At 53.3% G+C, this 18,262-nt stretch carries 13 protein-coding genes; 6 read left to right on the forward strand and 7 right to left on the reverse strand.

The genetic code is table 11. The features are described from left to right. The first annotated feature begins 30 nt into the window (after positions 1 to 30). Entirely contained in the window at positions 31 to 1,140 is a 1,110-nt protein-coding gene (mnmA, locus tag FYZ48_RS14820; RefSeq protein ID WP_149341633.1) for a tRNA 2-thiouridine(34) synthase MnmA, read from the forward strand. 6 nt (positions 1,141 to 1,146) lie between these two features. Here mnmA and FYZ48_RS14825 read toward each other — a convergent pair whose 3' ends face one another. Continuing rightward, entirely contained in the window at positions 1,147 to 4,125 is a 2,979-nt protein-coding gene (locus FYZ48_RS14825) for an MMPL family transporter (RefSeq protein ID WP_149341635.1), read from the reverse strand. A gap of 600 nt (positions 4,126 to 4,725) precedes the next feature. Between FYZ48_RS14825 and FYZ48_RS14830 the strand changes: the two genes are divergently transcribed. Further along, positions 4,726 to 5,877 (forward strand): hypothetical protein, encoded by a 1,152-nt coding sequence (locus FYZ48_RS14830; RefSeq protein WP_149341637.1) that lies wholly within the window; start codon positions 4,726 to 4,728, stop codon positions 5,875 to 5,877. Positions 5,878 to 5,974: 97 nt separating this feature from the next. Here FYZ48_RS14830 and FYZ48_RS14835 read toward each other — a convergent pair whose 3' ends face one another. Together FYZ48_RS14835 and gltX are read right to left on the reverse strand one after the other, a co-directional pair. After that, positions 5,975 to 7,666, reverse strand: a complete 1,692-nt coding sequence (locus FYZ48_RS14835) for a glutamine--tRNA ligase/YqeY domain fusion protein (RefSeq protein WP_149341639.1) — start codon at positions 7,664 to 7,666, stop codon at positions 5,975 to 5,977. A gap of 52 nt (positions 7,667 to 7,718) precedes the next feature. Further along, a complete protein-coding gene (gltX, locus tag FYZ48_RS14840; protein ID WP_149341642.1) occupies positions 7,719 to 9,296 on the reverse strand; it encodes a glutamate--tRNA ligase in 1,578 nt (525 codons plus the stop codon). Between the two features lie 252 nt (positions 9,297 to 9,548). Between gltX and FYZ48_RS14845 the strand changes: the two genes are divergently transcribed. Further along, the gene (locus FYZ48_RS14845) at positions 9,549 to 10,217 is read left to right on the forward strand and encodes a hypothetical protein (protein ID WP_145439215.1); all 669 of its coding nucleotides are present in this window, start codon (positions 9,549 to 9,551) and stop codon (positions 10,215 to 10,217) included. 27 nt (positions 10,218 to 10,244) lie between these two features. Here the strand turns inward: FYZ48_RS14845 and FYZ48_RS14850 are convergent, their stop codons facing one another. After that, on the reverse strand, positions 10,245 to 10,619 hold the full coding sequence (locus tag FYZ48_RS14850) for a DNA polymerase ligase N-terminal domain-containing protein (protein WP_149341644.1): 375 nt from the start codon (positions 10,617 to 10,619) through the stop codon (positions 10,245 to 10,247). Further along, on the reverse strand, positions 10,619 to 11,770 hold the full coding sequence (locus FYZ48_RS14855; RefSeq protein WP_149341646.1) for a glycosyltransferase family 4 protein: 1,152 nt from the start codon (positions 11,768 to 11,770) through the stop codon (positions 10,619 to 10,621). Before FYZ48_RS14855 ends, FYZ48_RS14850 begins: the two co-directional genes overlap by 1 nt. Before the next feature lie 274 nt (positions 11,771 to 12,044). Between FYZ48_RS14855 and FYZ48_RS14860 the strand changes: the two genes are divergently transcribed. Continuing rightward, positions 12,045 to 13,076 carry an endonuclease/exonuclease/phosphatase family protein gene (locus FYZ48_RS14860; protein WP_149341648.1) on the forward strand — a complete coding sequence of 344 codons (1,032 nt, stop codon included), beginning with the start codon at positions 12,045 to 12,047 and terminating at the stop codon, positions 13,074 to 13,076. On the opposite strand, the gene FYZ48_RS14865 is transcribed toward FYZ48_RS14860, so the two are convergent. Next, positions 13,073 to 14,275 carry a metallophosphoesterase gene (locus FYZ48_RS14865; protein ID WP_149341650.1) on the reverse strand — a complete coding sequence of 401 codons (1,203 nt, stop codon included), beginning with the start codon at positions 14,273 to 14,275 and terminating at the stop codon, positions 13,073 to 13,075. The two genes, FYZ48_RS14860 and FYZ48_RS14865, sit on opposite strands and share 4 nt — an antisense overlap. Before the next feature lie 209 nt (positions 14,276 to 14,484). On the opposite strand from FYZ48_RS14865, the gene FYZ48_RS14870 reads away from it, so the two are divergent. Together FYZ48_RS14870 and FYZ48_RS14875 are read left to right on the forward strand one after the other, a co-directional pair. Next, complete coding sequence (locus FYZ48_RS14870; RefSeq protein ID WP_149341652.1) at positions 14,485 to 16,314, forward strand: UbiD family decarboxylase; 1,830 nt, start codon at positions 14,485 to 14,487, stop codon at positions 16,312 to 16,314. 122 nt (positions 16,315 to 16,436) lie between these two features. Then, positions 16,437 to 17,369: an alpha/beta hydrolase gene (locus FYZ48_RS14875; protein ID WP_149341654.1), complete on the forward strand. Its 933-nt coding sequence runs from the start codon at positions 16,437 to 16,439 to the stop codon at positions 17,367 to 17,369. A gap of 24 nt (positions 17,370 to 17,393) precedes the next feature. On the opposite strand, the gene FYZ48_RS14880 is transcribed toward FYZ48_RS14875, so the two are convergent. Further along, positions 17,394 to 18,227: a tetratricopeptide repeat protein gene (locus FYZ48_RS14880; RefSeq protein ID WP_149341656.1), complete on the reverse strand. Its 834-nt coding sequence runs from the start codon at positions 18,225 to 18,227 to the stop codon at positions 17,394 to 17,396. Positions 18,228 to 18,262: the final 35 nt, after the last annotated feature.

Genomic DNA, 18,262 nt, shown 5'->3' on the forward strand with positions numbered 1-18,262 from the left:
TCGTCTGAATTTTTGTTTGAGTATTGATTGATGTCTGAGCGTGTTGTCCTGGCGATGAGTGGTGGAGTCGATAGCTCCGCAGCCGCCCATCTTTTACTGGAACAGGGTTATGAGGTGATCGGTCTGTTCATGCGGTCCGGTGCCACCGAAGAGACGGCCTGCGCGATTGAGGATCCCCATAGTCTTCCCGTTCTGAACACGAAAGCACACAAGCAGGGCTGCTGTTCCGCCAGTGATGCCGCAGATGCCCGCCGGGTGGCTGATATGCTCGACATTCCGTTTCATGCCCTGAACTTCAAAGATGCGTTTGGACGCATCAAAGATTACTTCGCTGATGAATACCTGGCCGGCCGCACTCCCAATCCCTGTGTGATGTGCAACAACTGGCTCAAGTTCGGCAAACTCTGGGAATTCGCAGAATCAGTCGGCGCCTCCTACATCTCCACCGGTCATTATGCCCAGTTGAAGTCTGTCCCGGGAGAAGAACAGCCGGCCCTGGTGCGCGGCCTCGACCGCTCGAAGGACCAGTCCTACGTTCTGTTCGGTATCAATCGCGATCTACTCGACAAAATCATTTTCCCCGTAGGTGGCTTCGTCAAACCGGAAATCCGGGAGATGGCGGGTGAAGCAGGTCTGAGGACAGCCAATAAGCCCGACAGTCAGGAAATCTGTTTCATTCCCGACAACGATTATTTCGGCTTTCTGAACCGGTACCGTGGCGAGCAGGAAACGGCAGGCGAAATGGTTGACACCGCGGGGAATGTCGTCGGCCAGCATACCGGCTATGAAAATTATACGATCGGTCAGCGGAAGCGATTGGGCGTCGCCTTTGGTTCGCCCCGTTATGTCATCAAAATCGAGCCTGAGACGAAACGAGTCGTAATCGGTACGCGCGACGACCTGGCACGGAAATCACTGGAAGCCAATCGCAGTAACTGGCTGATTGACAGTCCCGGTTCCGAGCTCCGTTGTCAGGCCCAGATTCGCTATCAGCATAAAGAAGCTGACTGCACGGTACAGATTCTGGATGAAGAACGGTTTCGGGTCACCTTCGATAACCCGGAATACGGTGTCGCCCCGGGCCAGGCGGTTGTGCTGTATGATGCAGACCGCGTGATTGGTGGCGGCTGGATCATGTAACCCGGATCAGGCAGCGGCTTCCGCTTCCATCCGCTCACGGTTCTGACGCTTTTTCTTCCGGCTGCTGGAATGTTCGTCGGAATCTTCCATGCTGACGGAATCAGCGGCTTCTTCCCGATTGGAAATCCAGGTCAGCAGGGCCGGCAGAGTCACCAGAGAAACGAACAGGCAGCAGCCTACACCAATCACCAATACCAGACCGACGCTGTAAAGCCCACGATGTGTGGCCACCATCATACTGCCGAAACCAATCATCGAAGTCAGTGAGGTCATCACAATCGCGTTGATCGTACTGGGAGATGTTTTATAGGGGCCCCGTTTCATCCGGAAATCATGGACCACGTGCACGCCGTCATCGACGCCGATTCCGAGAATCAGAGGCAGCACGATCAGGTTAGCCGGATTCAGATCGATTGAAGTCATCGCCAGAATCCCGAACATCACCAGGCCTCCGACGACCGGGGGAATCATGGTCAACAGCATATGCAGCACACTGCTGCGTTCCAGCACAAAGGCCACACTGAAGCACATAATCAGAAACATACCGATGGCAGCTTCAACGCTGACCGGTGTCCCACGGTTATAGAGAATGAACCAGGTACAGACAGCCAGAATCGCCGGAGGTACCAGCGCCATTGTGGCATGACGACGGCTCAGATAATCGATCAGTAAAACGACACAGATGACTGCCAGAGCGTAAATCGAAGCGGTTTTATAACTGACTTTGATCTGTTGAGCCGCTTCGTAATTCTGCAGCGGGGTTCCCGTCACATCCGGATCGACAGAGCGCACCTCTTTAACAAACTCCTCCAGCGGTTCGATTTCCCAGATGTGATCGCGGGGATAAATCTGGATCAGCCATTTTCCTTCAGGACTCACGAAGCGTGAAGTCAATGAACGGGGCAAATCGGAAAAACGGACCGGCGAAGAATCGGAAGCACCACGAATAGCGCGGAACTGACCGAGCAATGACGCAGTAGTCCGGTACTGAAATTCATCCAGGAAACGGGACTGCTGGGCCAGCGTCAAAGATTCAAAGCGGTTGAGAAACTGATCCAGCATGCGGGCAGTCTGCTGCGCTGTTGGGCTCTGGTAGCTTGAGAGTAACACATAAAACTGTTCGAGTTTCCGCCCGATCGTCGAAGGATTGAGACGATTCACGGGAGGCACATTATTCGGCAGTCGTGACAGCTGTGCCCGATAGGACTGCACCAGTAGATTGGTTTCCTGCGAAGAATGTGCAGGGACGCGTGAGGCCAGCTCTTCCACATGATGCACGGAGGGCAGAGCTTCGAACTTCTTACGCAGTTCCCGTGCCTCTTCCGGGTTGTTCGCAACGGAGACAGCGAACAGCAGCGAGTTCTGAGCATCGTTGAAAATCCGTTTCTGGACTTCGACGGACTCCAGTCCCGCTGCCTGCAGGTTCAACAGGTTGTAGTCATAAACAACGCGCGATTCCCATCCCTGATCCGTTTTTTGAACCAGCTGGCTGGCACAGAAGGCGACCAGGGCCAGGGAGCCTAAAGCTACCATGCGGGGAAACCGCGTAATCATTTTCTGTAACCACTTCCCCTGGAAGGGTGTGGGCATCTGTTTGACTTCTACATTTTTATCTGCCTGAGAAAGCAGTGCCGGCAGCACCAGGAAGGTGGCGATTGCACATAAGATAATTCCACCACCGCCGATGAATCCGAGCTCCGCGATTCCCAGGAAGGGAGTCAGCCCAGCACAGTAGAAAGCCAGAGCCGTCGTCACAGCAGCAGCCACAATTCCGGTCCCCACCGTGCGTGATGTTTTGAGCAGAGCCGGTTCCAGGTCTTCCCCCTGATGCCGCAATTCAATGTAGCGGGCGAGGTAATGGATACCAAAATCGATCCCCAGCCCGATCAGAATCACGGCAAAGGAAACCGAGAGAATATTCAGATGACCGATGGTGAGCGTCGTATAACCGAAGGCCCAGGCCATCCCGGCTGCCAGCATGAGCAGAGTCAGCAGGGGATGACGGATTCCACGAAAACCGAAGAACAGCAGCAGTCCTACCCCGAAACAGGAAATGATTGATGCATTGATCATATCCGACTGCGACTTACGCATTTCGTCATTTTCCAGAACCGGAATTCCAGTCAGACTGATTTTGGCTTCCGGATTCTCAGCAGCGACTTCGCCGATAATGGTCCGCATCTGTTCGATGGCCTGCGTGGCGCCGTCAAAGCCTGTTTCCTTATGCACCGGAAAGACTTTGAGAAAGCCCATTGTGCCGGATTCATTCAACAGGTAAATAATTTCGCGAGACCGTTCGCGCATCCGTTCGTTCACAGCGACAATCGAAGGCCAGGGAGACTGAAAGTCATTCTGGTCTGACAGGTAGCGTGCCATGCTGGATGTCAGTATCGCAGCGTGAGTAAACAGCGGCTCCAGGGACTGATCGCGTTCGGTGCCTCGATAGCTGGCAGACCGGGATTGAATCTGGTAACGCAGGCGATCATACAGCAGATCGACCTGGGTCAGATCCCAGCGACCATTGCGGTAAATCGGACCATATTCATCCAGCCGATTCAGACCAGCCTGCAGCTGTCGCGGAGTTAAATATTGAAGTCCTTTAGAAGGTAAATCGCCTGGGTTAATCTGATAGAGCGGATTCTCAAACAGTTCGGGATGCTGCTCGATTCGCTGCCCCAGGGTCCGCAATACGTATTTAATTGATTCCGGATTCTCTGCTTCGACCACACAGACCAGATCCGAAGAACTGCCGAAGCTCTCGGTGTAATTCATCCATTTCTGATGGAAGGCTGCCGTGGGATCGATCAGATCAGCGCGGTCGGTTTTGAATTCCAGCCTGAAGACGGTCAGCAGGATACAGCCGACGGACACAACCAGGGCCAACGCCAGACTGAGCCGGGCGTGCGTCACCACAAACTGGGTTGTCGCAGCCAGCGCCTCGCCGAGGAATGAGCGTTCCTGATTTTCAGGGGAGAGATTATCCACAGAACACTTCCGTGTGCACCTAAGTCGATCTCTCGTTCGATCTAAACAACCGGGCAGAAGTGAAGGGATCGATTAATTGAGAGCGTTGATCGTATTATGAAGCTATCGATTTTACAGCAATCTCCGTATTGCCGACAACCTGAATCTATCCTGATTTGAGGTTGTAAGTTAATAGATAACCAAACTTTAATCCCATCAGGAATTCGGGTCGCAATAATGTGGATCAGGGAGGGACCTCCCGGTTTGAACACGATATTTTGCCCGATAACAAGAAGTACATCGGCAATCTGGTCTTTCAAAGATCAACATTCTCGGCGAATCCGAGGCTTCCCGGCTGATTTTTTCACAAGATCCGGAAACCCAGAAAAAGAAATAAAATGCGCAAGTCTAATTAAAATGGTGAATTAGCTGAGGTCTCTTGAATCTGGGGAGCAAGCTTATCGGCATTTTGCTGAATCCCACTTGACCCCATTTTCGATTTTTCATAAAAAACCTGCCCCATCGCAATGGTCTGGCGGCTCGCCTTAGCTGTCAGACGTTGTTCACTTCAATGACTCTTTCCAATACCCCTCTCAAAGACTCTCTTTGTAGGACAAGCTCATGTTAAAATGCGTTATTCGTTCAATTCCCGTTGTGGGAGTTACATTGTTCTCGATGGCCGCTGGTTCCGCCCAGGCGCAATGGCTGCCTTTCAACAATTGTAATTCTTGTGCACCGCCGCCGGTGGTTCAGAACTGCTGTCCACAGCCTGTGGTCCAGTGTCCGATCCCGGTGACCCAGACCACCTACCGTCAGGTTCCTGTGACAGAGTATCGACCTGTTCAGCAGACCGTGATGAAACCTGTGGTCGAAACCAAGTACGTAGATCAGCAGGTCACCGCTTATCGCCAGGTTCTGGAACCTCGGACGGTCGACGTACCTTACACGTCTTATCAGAATGTCACTGAGTGCCAGCAGGTACAAAAAGACATGGGTCGCTGGGTGACTCAGCGTCAGTGTATCCCCAAAGTCGCTCCCTGCGAGTACGACAACCGCCCCAACCTCCTGGGCTGGATGAACCGTACCGGGTATTCCATGCGAATGGCATTCACACCCCAATATCGAACCACCCGTCACTACGTACCGAACGTTGTGACTCAAAATGTACCGGTCACCCGTCAGGTTGCCGTACAGCAGACTCGCAAAGTGACTTACAACGTCGCTCGAATGGTGCCTTACACAACGACCCGGAAAGTCGCTGTGAACTCTACTCGCTACGTGAAAACCACTGTAACTGCAATGAAACCAGTGACCGTAATGCGATCCATCCCAACCACTCGGACGGCTTATGTCTATCCATCCAGTGATGGATTTGGTGGCACTGCGACCGCACTGCTGCCCAGTGCCGATCCTTACATGTCTGCAGAAGCACCCCAGACAATTCACCAACGTTCTGCCGAGAACAAAAAGAAGTACGATGATTCGTTCAAAGCAAACGGAGACAAGTACGAGCGTGATCCTGCTTCCGATCCTCGCCGGTCGAGCCTGGACAACGATTCGTCCTTACGTCGCTCTTCTTACCAGGTACCACAGGAATCTACCGCCCCGGCATTCCCCCCCACACGCCGGGCTGGTTACGAACCTGATACTTCCGACAGACCACTGCCTTCGATCGTGCGTGCCAGCGGCTGGACACGCCGGGTCGCTCGTCCGGAGCAGACTGCTCCTGTAGCATCAGGCAGCGACATCTCTGTCGCACAGCGGACACCCTAACTCAAAGTTGGAAAGACATGAGCACTTTGAAGTGCATGGGCTCACTCGTCGAACTTCGTTCGACGAGTGTTTTTTTATGCGCCCAGCAGAAGTTCCTTTACTTCTGCTTCCCGACTTTGGCCCACGTATCACGTAGAGTGACGGTACGATTGAAGACGGGATTTCCTGGTGTCGAATCTTTTGTATCGACACAGAAATATCCCAGTCGTTCAAACTGGAAACGACTTCCCGGTTCAGCTTCTTTCAGCCCTGGTTCGAGCTTGCAACCTGACAGGACCTGCAAAGAGCGGGGATTCAGGTTCGACTTGTAGTCGACTCCTTCGGGCAGATCTTCCGGATCGGGCTGATCGAACAGGTGGTCATACAGTCTGACTTCTGCATCCAGGGCATGCGCTTCTGAGACCCAGTGAATCGTCGCTTTGACTTTCCGACCGTCAGGAGCATCGCCGCCCCTGGTTTCCGGATCGTAGGTGCAACGCAGTTCAACCACTTCACCATCGTCGTCTTTGATGACATCAGTGCAGGTCACAAAGTAGGCGTATCGCAGGCGGACCTCTTTACCCGGTGACAGGCGGAAGAACTTCTTCGGCGGGTCTTCCATAAAGTCGTCACGTTCGATGTAGATCACCTTCGAGAAGGGTACTTTGCGCGTCCCCGCACATTCATCATTCGGATTGTTAATCGCATCCAGTTCTTCAGACGTATCATCGGGATAATTGTCGATCACAACCCGCAAAGGTTTCAAGACTCCCATCACACGGGGGGCGACCTGATTCAGGTGATCCCGCATGCAGTTTTCCAGAACGACCTTATCGGTCATCGAGTTGTACTTGGTCACCCCGATCGTTTTACAGAACTCACGCAGCGCTTCGGGGGTAACGCCGCGACGCCGCATCCCGCAAATGGTGGGCATCCGGGGGTCATCCCATCCGGAAACGTATTTGCCCTGTACCAGTTCGAGCAGTTTGCGTTTGCTCATCACGGTATAGGTCATGTTGAGGCGGGCGAATTCGATCTGCTGTGGATGAAAGATTTCCAGTTCATCCAGGATCCAGTCATAAAGCGGACGGTGATCTTCGAACTCGAGCGTACAGATTGAATGTGTGATCTTCTCGATTGAATCCGAAATACAGTGCGTATAGTCGTACATCGGATAAATACACCATTTATCCCCGGTCCGATGATGGTGCACATGACGAACCCGGTAGATTACGGGATCCCGCATGTGAAAGTTAGGCGAAGCGAGATCAATTTTCGCACGGAGTACATACTCGCCTTCTTTGAACTCGCCGTTCTTCATCCGTTCGAACAGATCCAGGTTTTCTTCAACGGAGCGGGAACGTCCGGGACTGGGCTTGCCGGGCTCGGTCGCGGTCCCTCGATATTCGCGCATCTTATCAGCAGGCAGATCACAGGCGTAGGCCTTCCCCTTCTTGATCAGGGTGACTGCAAAATCATAAAGCTGATCGAAGTAATCAGAGGCGTAAAATTCGCGATCGTCCCAGTCGAAGCCGAGCCAGCGCACGTCTTCCTTGATCGAGTCGACGTATTCCACATCCTCTTTCTCAGGGTTCGTATCATCAAACCGCAGGTTGCATTTACCGCCCGGGTTTTCATTGGCGATTCCGAAGTTAAGACAAATCGACTTGGCATGCCCAATATGCAGGTAGCCGTTCGGCTCGGGGGGGAATCGCGTATGGACGCGACCATCGTGCTTGCCCGATTTGTTATCTTCCTGAATGATCGTACGAATAAAATCCGTTGACGTTTTTTCTTCGGGAGTTGACATCCCCTACTCCTTAAATGATTGCATCAATCACAGGACCAGCCTGTTACTATTTTCAGTTTTCGTCACTCTGAGCGAGCGCCATCGCCCGGTCGATGCGTCTGACACAACTCTCTTTTCCGAGAATCGACAGGCAGTCAAACATGCCGATCCCGGTTGCTTTTCCACTGACGGCGACCCGCAGGGCGTGAATAATCTGCCCCATGCCGATCCCTTCTGCTTCCACAAAATCGTGCAGCAGCTTATCCAATCCATCCGCACTGAAGTCTTCAGCTGCTGCCAGCTGGTTTTTGATTTTTTCCAGCAGTTCAACTGCCTGATCCGATTTCTGAATCCGTTTCTTGAACGCTTTGGAATCGTACTCCATTTGATCATCGGCGACAAAGAACTCATCGAAATCCAGAATATCGCTGGCAATCTTAAGACGGTCTTCCATACCGGTAATGACCTGACCAGTTTTTTGTTTTGTCGTCTCGTCGTCCGCATCCTCTACCAGCCCGGCTTTCACCAGAAAGGGACTGCACATCGCAACCTTTTCATCCAGCGACAGCTGATTCATCCAGTGTGACTGAAAGCTGAGCAGCTTATCCGGATCGAGTCCCGCCGCCGCCTTGACCACCCGGTCGAGTGTGAAGTTCTCTACAATCGTATCCAGGGACATGATCTCTGTTTTATCATCCAAAGACCAGCCGAGTCGGGCCAGTGCATTCAGGATTGCTTCCGGCAGGTAGCCGATCTTTTCGTAATACTCGACCATCACAGGATCCAACCCTTCCGCATTGGCCAGACCGATGCGGGGAAAGACCGCGTCTGCTTTGTCGAACATCTTTTTGAACTGGGGACTCTTACGATATTTGTCCAGTTTGCGTTTGCTGAGTTTCTCTTTTCCACCAGGTGCCGCGACGAACGGAATGTGTGCGAACTGAGGCAGTTCATAACCCAGCGCCTGGTAAATCAGCACCTGCACCGGCGTGTTGGAGAGATGCTCCTCGGCGCGAATCACATGCGTGATCTGCATCTGGGCATCATCGACCACCGTCGCCAGGTTATACAGGGGCGTACCATTGGCTCGCAGAATAACCGGGTCGGGCATCAGGCCGGCGTCGAACTCGACATGTCCACGAACTGCGTCATCAATCTGGATTTTCTGATCCCGGGGAACCAGCAGACGTACGACGGCAGGACGCCCTTCAGCGGCGAACTGTTCCTTCTGGCTGTCTGTCAGTTCCAGTGATCTGCGGATATTCAGATAGTTGCGTTTTTCACTCTGTGCGGCTTCCCGATCGGCCTGAATCTGTTCCGGGGTGTCGTAACAATAGTAAGCCTTTCCATCGGCCAGCAACTGATCGACGGCTGCCCGATACAGATCATTTCGCTCGGACTGGAAGTAAGGACCAAAGTCACCGCCGACTTCCGGACCTTCATCCCAGTTGAGGCCCAGCCACTTGAACGCCTGCAGAATCGGATCCAGGGCGGCTGCGATGTTGCGCTCCTGGTCGGTATCGTCAATTCGTAGAATAAACTGACCGCCGTTATGCCGGGCCCAGAGCCAGTTGAACAGGGCCGTACGCATCCCACCAATGTGCATATAACCGGTGGGACTGGGTGCAAAACGGGTTCGTACGGTACTCATAAACGGGCTCTTATTTCTCTATCAAACTGACGGGCTGACCGACGGGAATTCCAGCGTTCCCGCTGCTGGACAAGGACACAGCCGAAAGGTGGCAGGTAACAGTCCTGACCGGGTCCGGCTGATCATAAAACACCCACATGCATTCGACAAGTATATTCGAAGAGTCAACTTAGCGCAATTTCACGTTTTCTGGCGATTCCGGGTTCCTTGAACGGTCTTGACGGTACTTCCCCAGCGACCTAGCATTTCTGCATGAAACGCTTTCTGCTCTTCCTTTTATTGCTGCTGCTGATCCTGGGTGGGACCGCCGGGGGCCTGTATTGGTCCTCTGCCCAGGTACCGGAGTTCTACCAGGCGGCTCTTCAGCAACAGGTGGCCCCGGAAATCCGGCAGCAGGAAGCCAAGGATTTTGTCCAGCACTCGATGCAGATCGTGAATGACGTCCGCAACCAGGAACCACTCTGGTCGCAGGAGTTCAGCGAACAGGAAGTCAACGCCTGGCTGGCCGAAGAACTGCATCAGAAATACAACGAATGGGTGCCGGAAGGCATCACCGATCCGCGGGTCCACTTCGAACAGGACCAGGTCATCGTTGGCTTCCATCTGACCTTAAAAAAATGGTCTGGAATTATCAGCCTCAAATTCAAACCCTGGCTGATGAAAGAAAATCGCCTGGTACTCGAACTGGAACAGGCCCGGGCGGGTCTGCTGCCAATCCCCATTGATGAAGCGATTACCAAACTGATTCAGGAAGCCCGTGCCGAAGGCTGGCAGATTGAATGGAGCCAGATGAATGAGCATGACGTTTTGATCGTACATCTGGACCGCCAGGATTCCGATCTCCCCGACCTGACGGCTCTCAAAGTAGAACCGGGGCTGTTTCAAATCGCCGGTAAAGCAAACGACGCACAGAAGCAATGAGCGTGTGAGTCGTTACAGCATTAGAGTCTAAAAGAAAGCGGTATAGTTCAGAGTCCACCTGTTTTCGGAATCTTGTTTTTTCAAAGTGATCCGTCCTGCCAGTTCCTCACCGGTGAGCAATGCCACCAGCTGATCTTCGCTCCGTTCCAGCAGAGTGAAAGTCCCTCGATCCCAGCGGCTGACCTCCCCGCGGTCTCCTCTGACGGGTCCCTCATATTCCAGATAAACCAGCCGATGATCGGGCAACGCCTCCGCTGTCAAATCTAGTGACGTTTCATCCGATGCCGGGTCGATCTCTGGCGGCTGGGGCAGACGCCAGGTTTTGAGCACATCCCCTTCTTCCAGCATCAGATCCCAGTGCAGTTCGGGATGATCATGTCTCAAAATTACGTACTGCTGCATTATTTTTCACTTCCGGTCAGAGACTCTTTGATTAGCTGATCCCACGATGCAAAATATCGGGGGATGGAAAACTTCTCGCTTGCCTGAAGACTCATAAGAGCAAGCTCCTTTAGCGATTTTTCATCCGCCATGAGCGATCTCATCAGATCTTCGAGCGCGTGAATGGAAGTCAATTCACGTTGATTTTTCGTAGGTAAAAGTAACGCTTTTAGTTCACGCATGGAAAGATCAGCCAGACTTCCCTGACAGTCGAATCCGATGCAGGGTAACCCGCGCGACATTGCCTGCAACAGTGCATTGGGAAAACCTTCATAACGGGAAGGGAGCACAAACAGATCCCCCTGATCGAGGGCCAGTTCGGGATCGGCCACCCAGCCGGGCAGTTCGATCTGCGCCTGCAGACCCCGCTGATCAATCGTGGCCTGCAGTGTCTCACGCAGGGGGCCTTCTCCCAGAATGCGTAATTTCCAATCCGGAAAATCATCTGCCAGATTAGAAAAGGCATCGATCAACATATCAAAGCCTTTTTCATGAGAGAGCCGGCCCATGCCCAGTACCACATGTGAAGCAGGCCGCGCTTTGACAATCTCTTCCGTCACCTTGGGAATTCCCGCCGAGCGTGGCGCAGGCACTGCGTTCGGAATGACTTCGATGCGGGTCGCGGGGAGCCAGGGACGACAAAAGTCGGCCACCCCCTGCGTCTGCACCACGACGGCTGCTGCACGGGGATATGTTTTCTTACGCAGGAATGACCAGACGCGGCCCATTAGATGATAGCGCGGGTCCGAGCGTTCGGAGACAATCACGGGATAAGCTGCTTTCCCGGCTGCCAACAGCGTCAGCACGTTCATCCGGTCCGTCAGGCTGATGACCACATCGGGACTGGAACGGGCTATTTCAGCGCGAAGCTTCCGCACCCGTTGACGATTATTCACCACTGCCTGCAGGAGATTTCCCGATTCACGCATCAGTCCCAGCGCAATGCGGTGAACTTCCGGTGTGAGCTGAAAAGTATCGGTCTCTGCGGAATCGAGGGTCAGCAAAGTGACCTGATCTCCCTCTGCAGCCCAATGATTGGCCATCATCGCAGCCACCCCCTCTGCACCGCCCAGACTGAGCGAAGGAATCGTGATGGTGATCCGTCGAGACAATGCAGAATTCGCCTTTCATCTAAGGTGCTGGCAGACAGTAAGATACGTAAGAAAATGACAATGGAAATCAGCGTGCACTGCAGACTATCGCATCTCTTCAGTTGCGGCAAGCGGCACTTATGCTCCCAGTCCAGTCTACACAGAATTGATCTACACCTGATAGCCGATATCTGCTAAATTTCGGCTCCTCTCTGCCCCCCGAGGCTCTGCTTCGCAACGGCACTCTCCTTTCCCCCTTCGATTTCCCGTCATACGCAATACCACGGATGGTACTATGGCTTCCAAATCCAAAAAGAAAACTTCGTTCGTCAAATCCTGGAAATTACGTGGCCTGGCTTTACTGCTGATTGGTCTGCTCGGCGGTGGTGCTTTTCACTTCGACGTCGTCAAGCCCGCCCAGCTGACAAAGTGGGTCAAACAGATTATCTCAACCACGGCTTCCAGCTCCACACCGGCTGACTGGAATTCAACTGAGATTGATCTGCCCCGTTCGAACGACACGATTCGGATTGCCAGTTTCAATATTCAGGTCTTTGGCGTCAGTAAGATGTCAAAACCCCAGGTCCCCCAGATCCTGGCCCGAATCATTCAGCAATTCGATGTCGTGGCAGTTCAGGAAATCCGATCCAAGGATCTCTCCTTTCTGGATGAATTCCTGGCGATTCTGAATTCGGGAGAGCGGCGTTATGCTTATATCATTGGCGCGCCGCAGGGAAGAACCATCAGCAAAGAACAGTACGCCTACTTTTACGATACCGCCCGGGTCATGGTGAATCACAAATGGACGTACACCGTGATCGATAAATATGACAAACTGCATCGCCCTCCGTATGTAGCCCACTTCCAGACTCTGAGCCCATCCAGCGAAAATCCTTTTACTTTTACGCTGATCAACATTCACACCGATCCGGATGAAACCGACCAGGAACTGAATGTTCTCGACGATGTGTACCGGGTCGTCGCCAACGATGGCAGCCAGGAAGACGATGTAATCCTGCTGGGGGACCTGAATGTGGATGACCAGAACCTGGGCGAACTGGGACGGGTCGGAGACCTGATGTGGACCGTCTCGAAAACTCCCACCAACACCCGGCAGTCAAAGCAGTATGACAATATCCTGTTCAGCCAGCACCGCTCGCAGGAATTCACCGGCATTTCGGGCGTGTATGATTTCAAAACCCGCTTCAAACTCACGGAGGAAGAAGCACTGCTGGTCTCTGATCATCTCCCGGTCTGGGCCGAGTTCCAGATCACCGAAAAAGGGGGAATCCGTCAGGCTGGTGTTGAGGGTACGCAGCCTCGTTAAACGGAAGCAGCACGCTCCGCCGGTGCCTGCAGAGTTAACAGGCTGATCTCGGGGCGGCAGAACCAGCGCAACGGGTGTATGCCCGAAACGCCGCGACTGACGTGCAGGAGCGTTGAACCACGAAAAAAGGTTCCACTGGTATAGCGGGTTCCGTGCAGGCTGGGTGCAAAGATTGGACCGAGAGGCGGGATGCGAACCTGCCCCCCATGTGTGTGCCCCGAGAGCACCAGATCGTATCCCTGGCGGGCCGCCCAGTGATAATTGTCAGGCGTGTGACTGACTAACAGTGTAAAGTCGGACTCGACGTCGATGCCTGCGCCATCAGCGGACCGCTTTAAAGCAGGCAATCCCCCCATCCAGGGGGCTTCGGTTCCTGTCATATAAAGCGAATGTCCTGCGTGATGCAGGCACACCGGTTCGAGAGTCAAATCAACCCAGCCCAGTTCCGTCAATGACTGTCGAATCTGCTGACTGTCCTGATTCCAGTCATGATTTCCAAGAATGAAGAAACAACCCAGAGGTGCCTGCAGGGAACCCAGCGTCTCCTGCAGCCAGTCGAGACAGATCATTTCATCCAATAGATCGCCGGAAAAAATAATCAGATCGGGTTGGGCTTCCTGGCCGATATGGCAGAGCTCGATAAAGTATTCGCGTTTCAATGTGCCTGAATAATGCAAATCACTGAGATGCAGGATCTTCAAACCATCCCAGGATTGGGGCAGACGGGGCAGCTGAAATGTTTTCCGCGTGAATTCCACACTGAAGATTTCATTGAATGGTAGTCCCGCCAGGTAATGATAAGGCCCCTCACCGATCAGATCATCCTGCAGTCGCTCGCGCATCTGAATCAGTTCCGTTGACTGGGCTGTCTGTTGTCGGGGTGGCCGATAGAACTGATGGCGGACCGCGGAATACATCAGGCCTGCGAACCCCAGAGCACAGGGGATCAATAGGGGTTTCCACCAGCCAGGCAACTGACTCCATTCTCCTCCGGTCAAGACACCGGGATCTGAAAGTCCCACTGTGAAAAACAGGACTATCGGGAACAGGACGATGAGCAGTTCCAGCACGTGCCGCAGGCGTTTGAGATGAACCTCATGTATCTTCATCGCATGCGTGCGATTGATGACCGAAGTCCAGATCTCAGCATGTCCGATCGACAGCATCAGCAAGATCAGTCCATTAGTGATTACGTCCATGTTCCGTTCACTGTTCGTTCAAAGCGGGCCCCAAATTAAATACGAAAACGCAAGCGAATCATAGAGAATCGATACCGGAATGCAAATGCTTACGGAACAGCAATCCAGTGTTCCGGTGTGTTATGCGTGGTATAATTCACCGGCAACCGTTAATCTGCTGACTGGAATCTGAACAAGTTTTAATACTGGATGAATGGAAACGTGCCCCGATGGGATACCGCGGACTGCGTGAATGCGTCACTGACCTCGAACGGACGGGGCAACTGATTCGAATCGAGCAGGAAATCGATGCCAACCTGGAAGCAGCGGAAATCCAGCGCCGCGTTTACCAGGCAGGTGGACCTGCGGTTTACTTTGCAAATGTACGCGGCTGTCGTTTTCCAATGGTCAGCAATCTGTTTGGTACCATTGAGCGCACCCGCTATATTTTTCGCGATGCACTCCGCGCCGTAAATCATCTGGTCGAACTCAAGGTTGACCCCACCCAGTTCTGGAAACATCCCTGGCGGTATCGTGACGTTCCCTTTTCCTTGCTGCATATGCTGCCTCGCAGTTGTTCGCGGGGACCGATCATGCAGAACCGGATTCAACTTGAAGACCTGCCGCAACTCAAGAGCTGGCCCGATGACGGCGGCCCGTTTGTCACTCTGCCGCAGGTATATACGGAATCCCCACGTCGCGGCGGACTGATGAATTCCAACCTCGGCATGTACCGTATTCAACTGGCCGGGAATGACTATCAATCGAACCGTCAGATCGGCCTGCATTACCAGATTCATCGCAGCATCGGTGTGCATCATGCGGAGGCGATTGAAAAAGGTGAGCCCCTCAAAGTAAATGTGTTTGTCGGCGGTGCTCCTGCCATGACTCTCTCTGCTGTCATGCCTTTACCGGAAGGACTCTCCGAGCTCACCTTTGCCGGCGCCCTGAGTAAACGGGCGATTCGCATGGTCCGTAATCCGGGGGGGCTACCGATTTACGCAGACGCTGATTTCTGTATTTCCGGCTGGGTCGATCCCGAACAACTACTGCCCGAAGGTCCGTTTGGAGACCATTTGGGTTACTATAGTCTTAAGCATCCTTTTCCGGTGATGAATGTAGAAGCGGTCTATCATCGTAATGACGCGATCTGGCCTTTCACTGTGGTGGGTCGTCCTCCCCAGGAAGATACCGCCTTTGGTGCGATCATTCATGAAATCACAGGTCCGGCAATACCCTCGGTGATTCCGGGTGTGCATCAGGTACACGCTGTAGATGCGGCCGGCGTGCATCCCCTGTTACTTGCGGTCGGCAGCGAACGCTATACCCCCTACGATCAACAGCGCAAACCCCAGGAAATTTTGACGAATGCCAATGCGATCCTGGGACAGGGGCAATTGAGCCTGGCGAAATACCTGATGATAGTCGCCCGCGAAGACAATCCGGAACTGGATGCGGAAGAGATTGACGACTTCCTCTCACATCTGCTTGAGCGGATTGACTGGCGGAGGGATCTGCATTTCCAGACCTGCACGACGATCGACACGCTCGATTATTCCGGCACCGGCTTTAACATGGGCTCTAAGGTCGTCATGGCTGCGGCAGGACCTGTGACTCGTGAACTGGCTACCGAAATTCCCAGTGACTTCTCCCTGCCGGACGGGTTTACCGCACCGCGTCTGTGTCATCCCGGAATCCTGGCGGTTCATGCCCCCCGTTTTGTAGAAGGGAATCAGGACCTGCGACAGTTCTGTGCAGCTCTGGATGCCTCTCATCCGTTGAATCGCTTCCCGCTGGTCGTACTTGTCGATGACAGCGATTTCACTGCAGCCAGTCTGAATAATTTCCTGTGGACCGTCTTCACCCGCTCCAATCCGGCATCCGACATTGATGGGATCGACGCCTTCACCGAGCAGAAGCACTGGGGGTGTCGAGGTGCTCTCGTCATTGATGCCCGCATTAAACCGCATCATGCCCCTCCCCTGATCGAAGATCCCGAGATCACCCGGCGCGTCGATCAGTTGGGAGCGCCCGGCGGTCCGCTGCACGGAATCATCTAAACGTTTCCGGAAAAATTGCTTTGGGAATCGGAAACGGTTTCGACAGGAACACAGGCGAACGTTTACAATTTCTGATCAGTCCTTTGATTCACCAGTTTCCTGCACCGGAGTGAACCAGTTCCATGATGTACCCGAACCATATTCTGCGCGCCAGCCTGGCAGCCCTTGTTTCCGTTCTCCTGTTCTCGGTTCCCGTCCAGGGACAAAAACAGCAAAAGAAACAAAAGCCCTTCCAATGGGTGAATGAACTCAAACAGGAATATCAGGGAGTGACGCATGCCACGTTTCGCAGCCCGTCAATGAATGTGGATGTCGGCTACTGTATCTACCTGCCTCCTCAGTACCGGAATGCCGAAAATAAAACGAAACGTTTTCCCGTAGTCTACTATCTGCACGGCGGGCGTCCCGGCAGCGAAACCAAAAGCGTGAAACTGGCTCAGTATATCGATAAGCAAATCTCTGCAGGCAAGGTCGATCCCATGATCTATGTCTTCGTTAACGGAGGACCGGTGAGTCATTACAACCTGCCGGACCGTAAGCACGCCATGGGGGCAGACGTCTTCGTCAAAGAACTGATTCCGCATATCGATGCCACTTATCGCACTATTGCCGATCGCAAAGGCCGTGCGATTGAAGGATTTTCCCAGGGAGGCCGGGGAACGACACGTATCATGTTCAAACATCCGGAACTCTTCTGTTCCGCGGCACCGGGCGGTGCTGGCCAGGCGACGGAAAAACGGATCTCAGAGAACAATGGGCGCGAAAGTGAAAACCTGGTCTTTGTCCCGGGGGATAACACTTATGATCTGGCCCGTAAATATGCGAAGGATCCTCAGCCCCCCCTGCGTATTTTGATTCACGTTGGTACAAAGGGCTTCAACTATGAGAATAATCTCGCCTACATGGAATTTCTGAAATCGCTCAAGATCCCTTTCGAGACATTGATTGTCCCTGACGTTCCTCACAGTGCGCAGCAGATCTATCAGAAGGAAGGTCTGAAACTGATGCAGTTCCATGCGGAGAATTTTCGTCAGGCAGCGCAACAGAAGTCTTGAACGGGAACTGGCTGCAGCCAGATTTCAAGACCGCGGCAGGCGTTTGAGCAGGCGGCGGGCCTTACTTTTCCAGCGGACAAATTTCCGTGCGATACCGCGGGGACTGGCATTAATATCCAGCAGCATACCCTGCAGTGTCTTGCGGGCGGCCTGATGATCGCCGGCTTCTGCTTCGAGTGTAGCCAGCAGATAAAGTGCCTCAGGCTGACGCCAGCGTTTGGCATGACGGGCCAGTTCCTCACGTGCCTGCTCTGCAGAGTCCAGCTCACAAACAGTTTTACAGTACATGAGCGAGACATCGCCGAACTTGTATTCGGGGTCCGCTTCCAGAATCTGCTTGCAGCGCTGCTGGGCTGTTTCGAAGTCTTTGAACTTCATCTCGATTTGTGCTGCGCCCCACAAGGCCTGCAGGTTATCGGGTTCTTTCGCGAGTGCCTGTTGATAGGCTTCCAGACTTTTCTGATTGACGCCGGCGTCTTTCAGAGCGTCCCCCCAGCGGACAAACTGGTACGGATTCCCAATCTGCATGGCAGCCGTTTCCAGTTCATTCAGCCGTCGTTGCCGAAAAAAAGGCCGGGCAAATTCAGGCAGCTGAAACTGATTTGAAGGTAACCAGCGCAGGAAGAAATAGATCAGGGCGCCAAAAGGGGGGAAGAACAGGATCACCCAGAACCACAAGAACCGATCCGGATCTTTGCGCAGACAGTCGATCAGCATCCAGATCCAGAACACCATTACAACGATGCCAATCACGCTCTCCATGAATGACCAGAGAGGCGAAGGAGTTCCATACAAAGCCGGATCATTTAGATAGGGATCCGGCGGAGGTGTTGATACAGGTTCTTGTTGGGCAAACATCGGCACGCTTTATTTTAAGTTCGATCTTAGGAATC

It is taken from the genome of Gimesia chilikensis, from assembly GCF_008329715.1.
Classification (GTDB): Bacteria; Planctomycetota; Planctomycetia; order Planctomycetales; family Planctomycetaceae; genus Gimesia; species Gimesia chilikensis.

Bases quoted from the DNA above. Each gene is read 5' to 3' on its own strand.
- mnmA (WP_149341633.1), top strand. From the start codon at position 31: ATGTCTGAGCGTGTTGTCCTGGCGATGAGTGGTGGAGTCGATAGCTCC.
- FYZ48_RS14830 (WP_149341637.1), top strand. From the start codon at position 4,726: ATGTTAAAATGCGTTATTCGTTCAATTCCCGTTGTGGGAGTTACATTG.
- FYZ48_RS14835 (WP_149341639.1), bottom strand. From the start codon at position 7,666: ATGTCAACTCCCGAAGAAAAAACGTCAACGGATTTTATTCGTACGATC.
- gltX (WP_149341642.1), bottom strand. From the start codon at position 9,296: ATGAGTACCGTACGAACCCGTTTTGCACCCAGTCCCACCGGTTATATG.
- FYZ48_RS14845 (WP_145439215.1), top strand. From the start codon at position 9,549: ATGAAACGCTTTCTGCTCTTCCTTTTATTGCTGCTGCTGATCCTGGGT.
- FYZ48_RS14850 (WP_149341644.1), bottom strand. From the start codon at position 10,619: ATGCAGCAGTACGTAATTTTGAGACATGATCATCCCGAACTGCACTGG.
- FYZ48_RS14860 (WP_149341648.1), top strand. From the start codon at position 12,045: ATGGCTTCCAAATCCAAAAAGAAAACTTCGTTCGTCAAATCCTGGAAA.
- FYZ48_RS14865 (WP_149341650.1), bottom strand. From the start codon at position 14,275: ATGGACGTAATCACTAATGGACTGATCTTGCTGATGCTGTCGATCGGA.
- FYZ48_RS14870 (WP_149341652.1), top strand. From the start codon at position 14,485: ATGGGATACCGCGGACTGCGTGAATGCGTCACTGACCTCGAACGGACG.
- FYZ48_RS14875 (WP_149341654.1), top strand. From the start codon at position 16,437: ATGATGTACCCGAACCATATTCTGCGCGCCAGCCTGGCAGCCCTTGTT.
- FYZ48_RS14880 (WP_149341656.1), bottom strand. From the start codon at position 18,227: ATGTTTGCCCAACAAGAACCTGTATCAACACCTCCGCCGGATCCCTAT.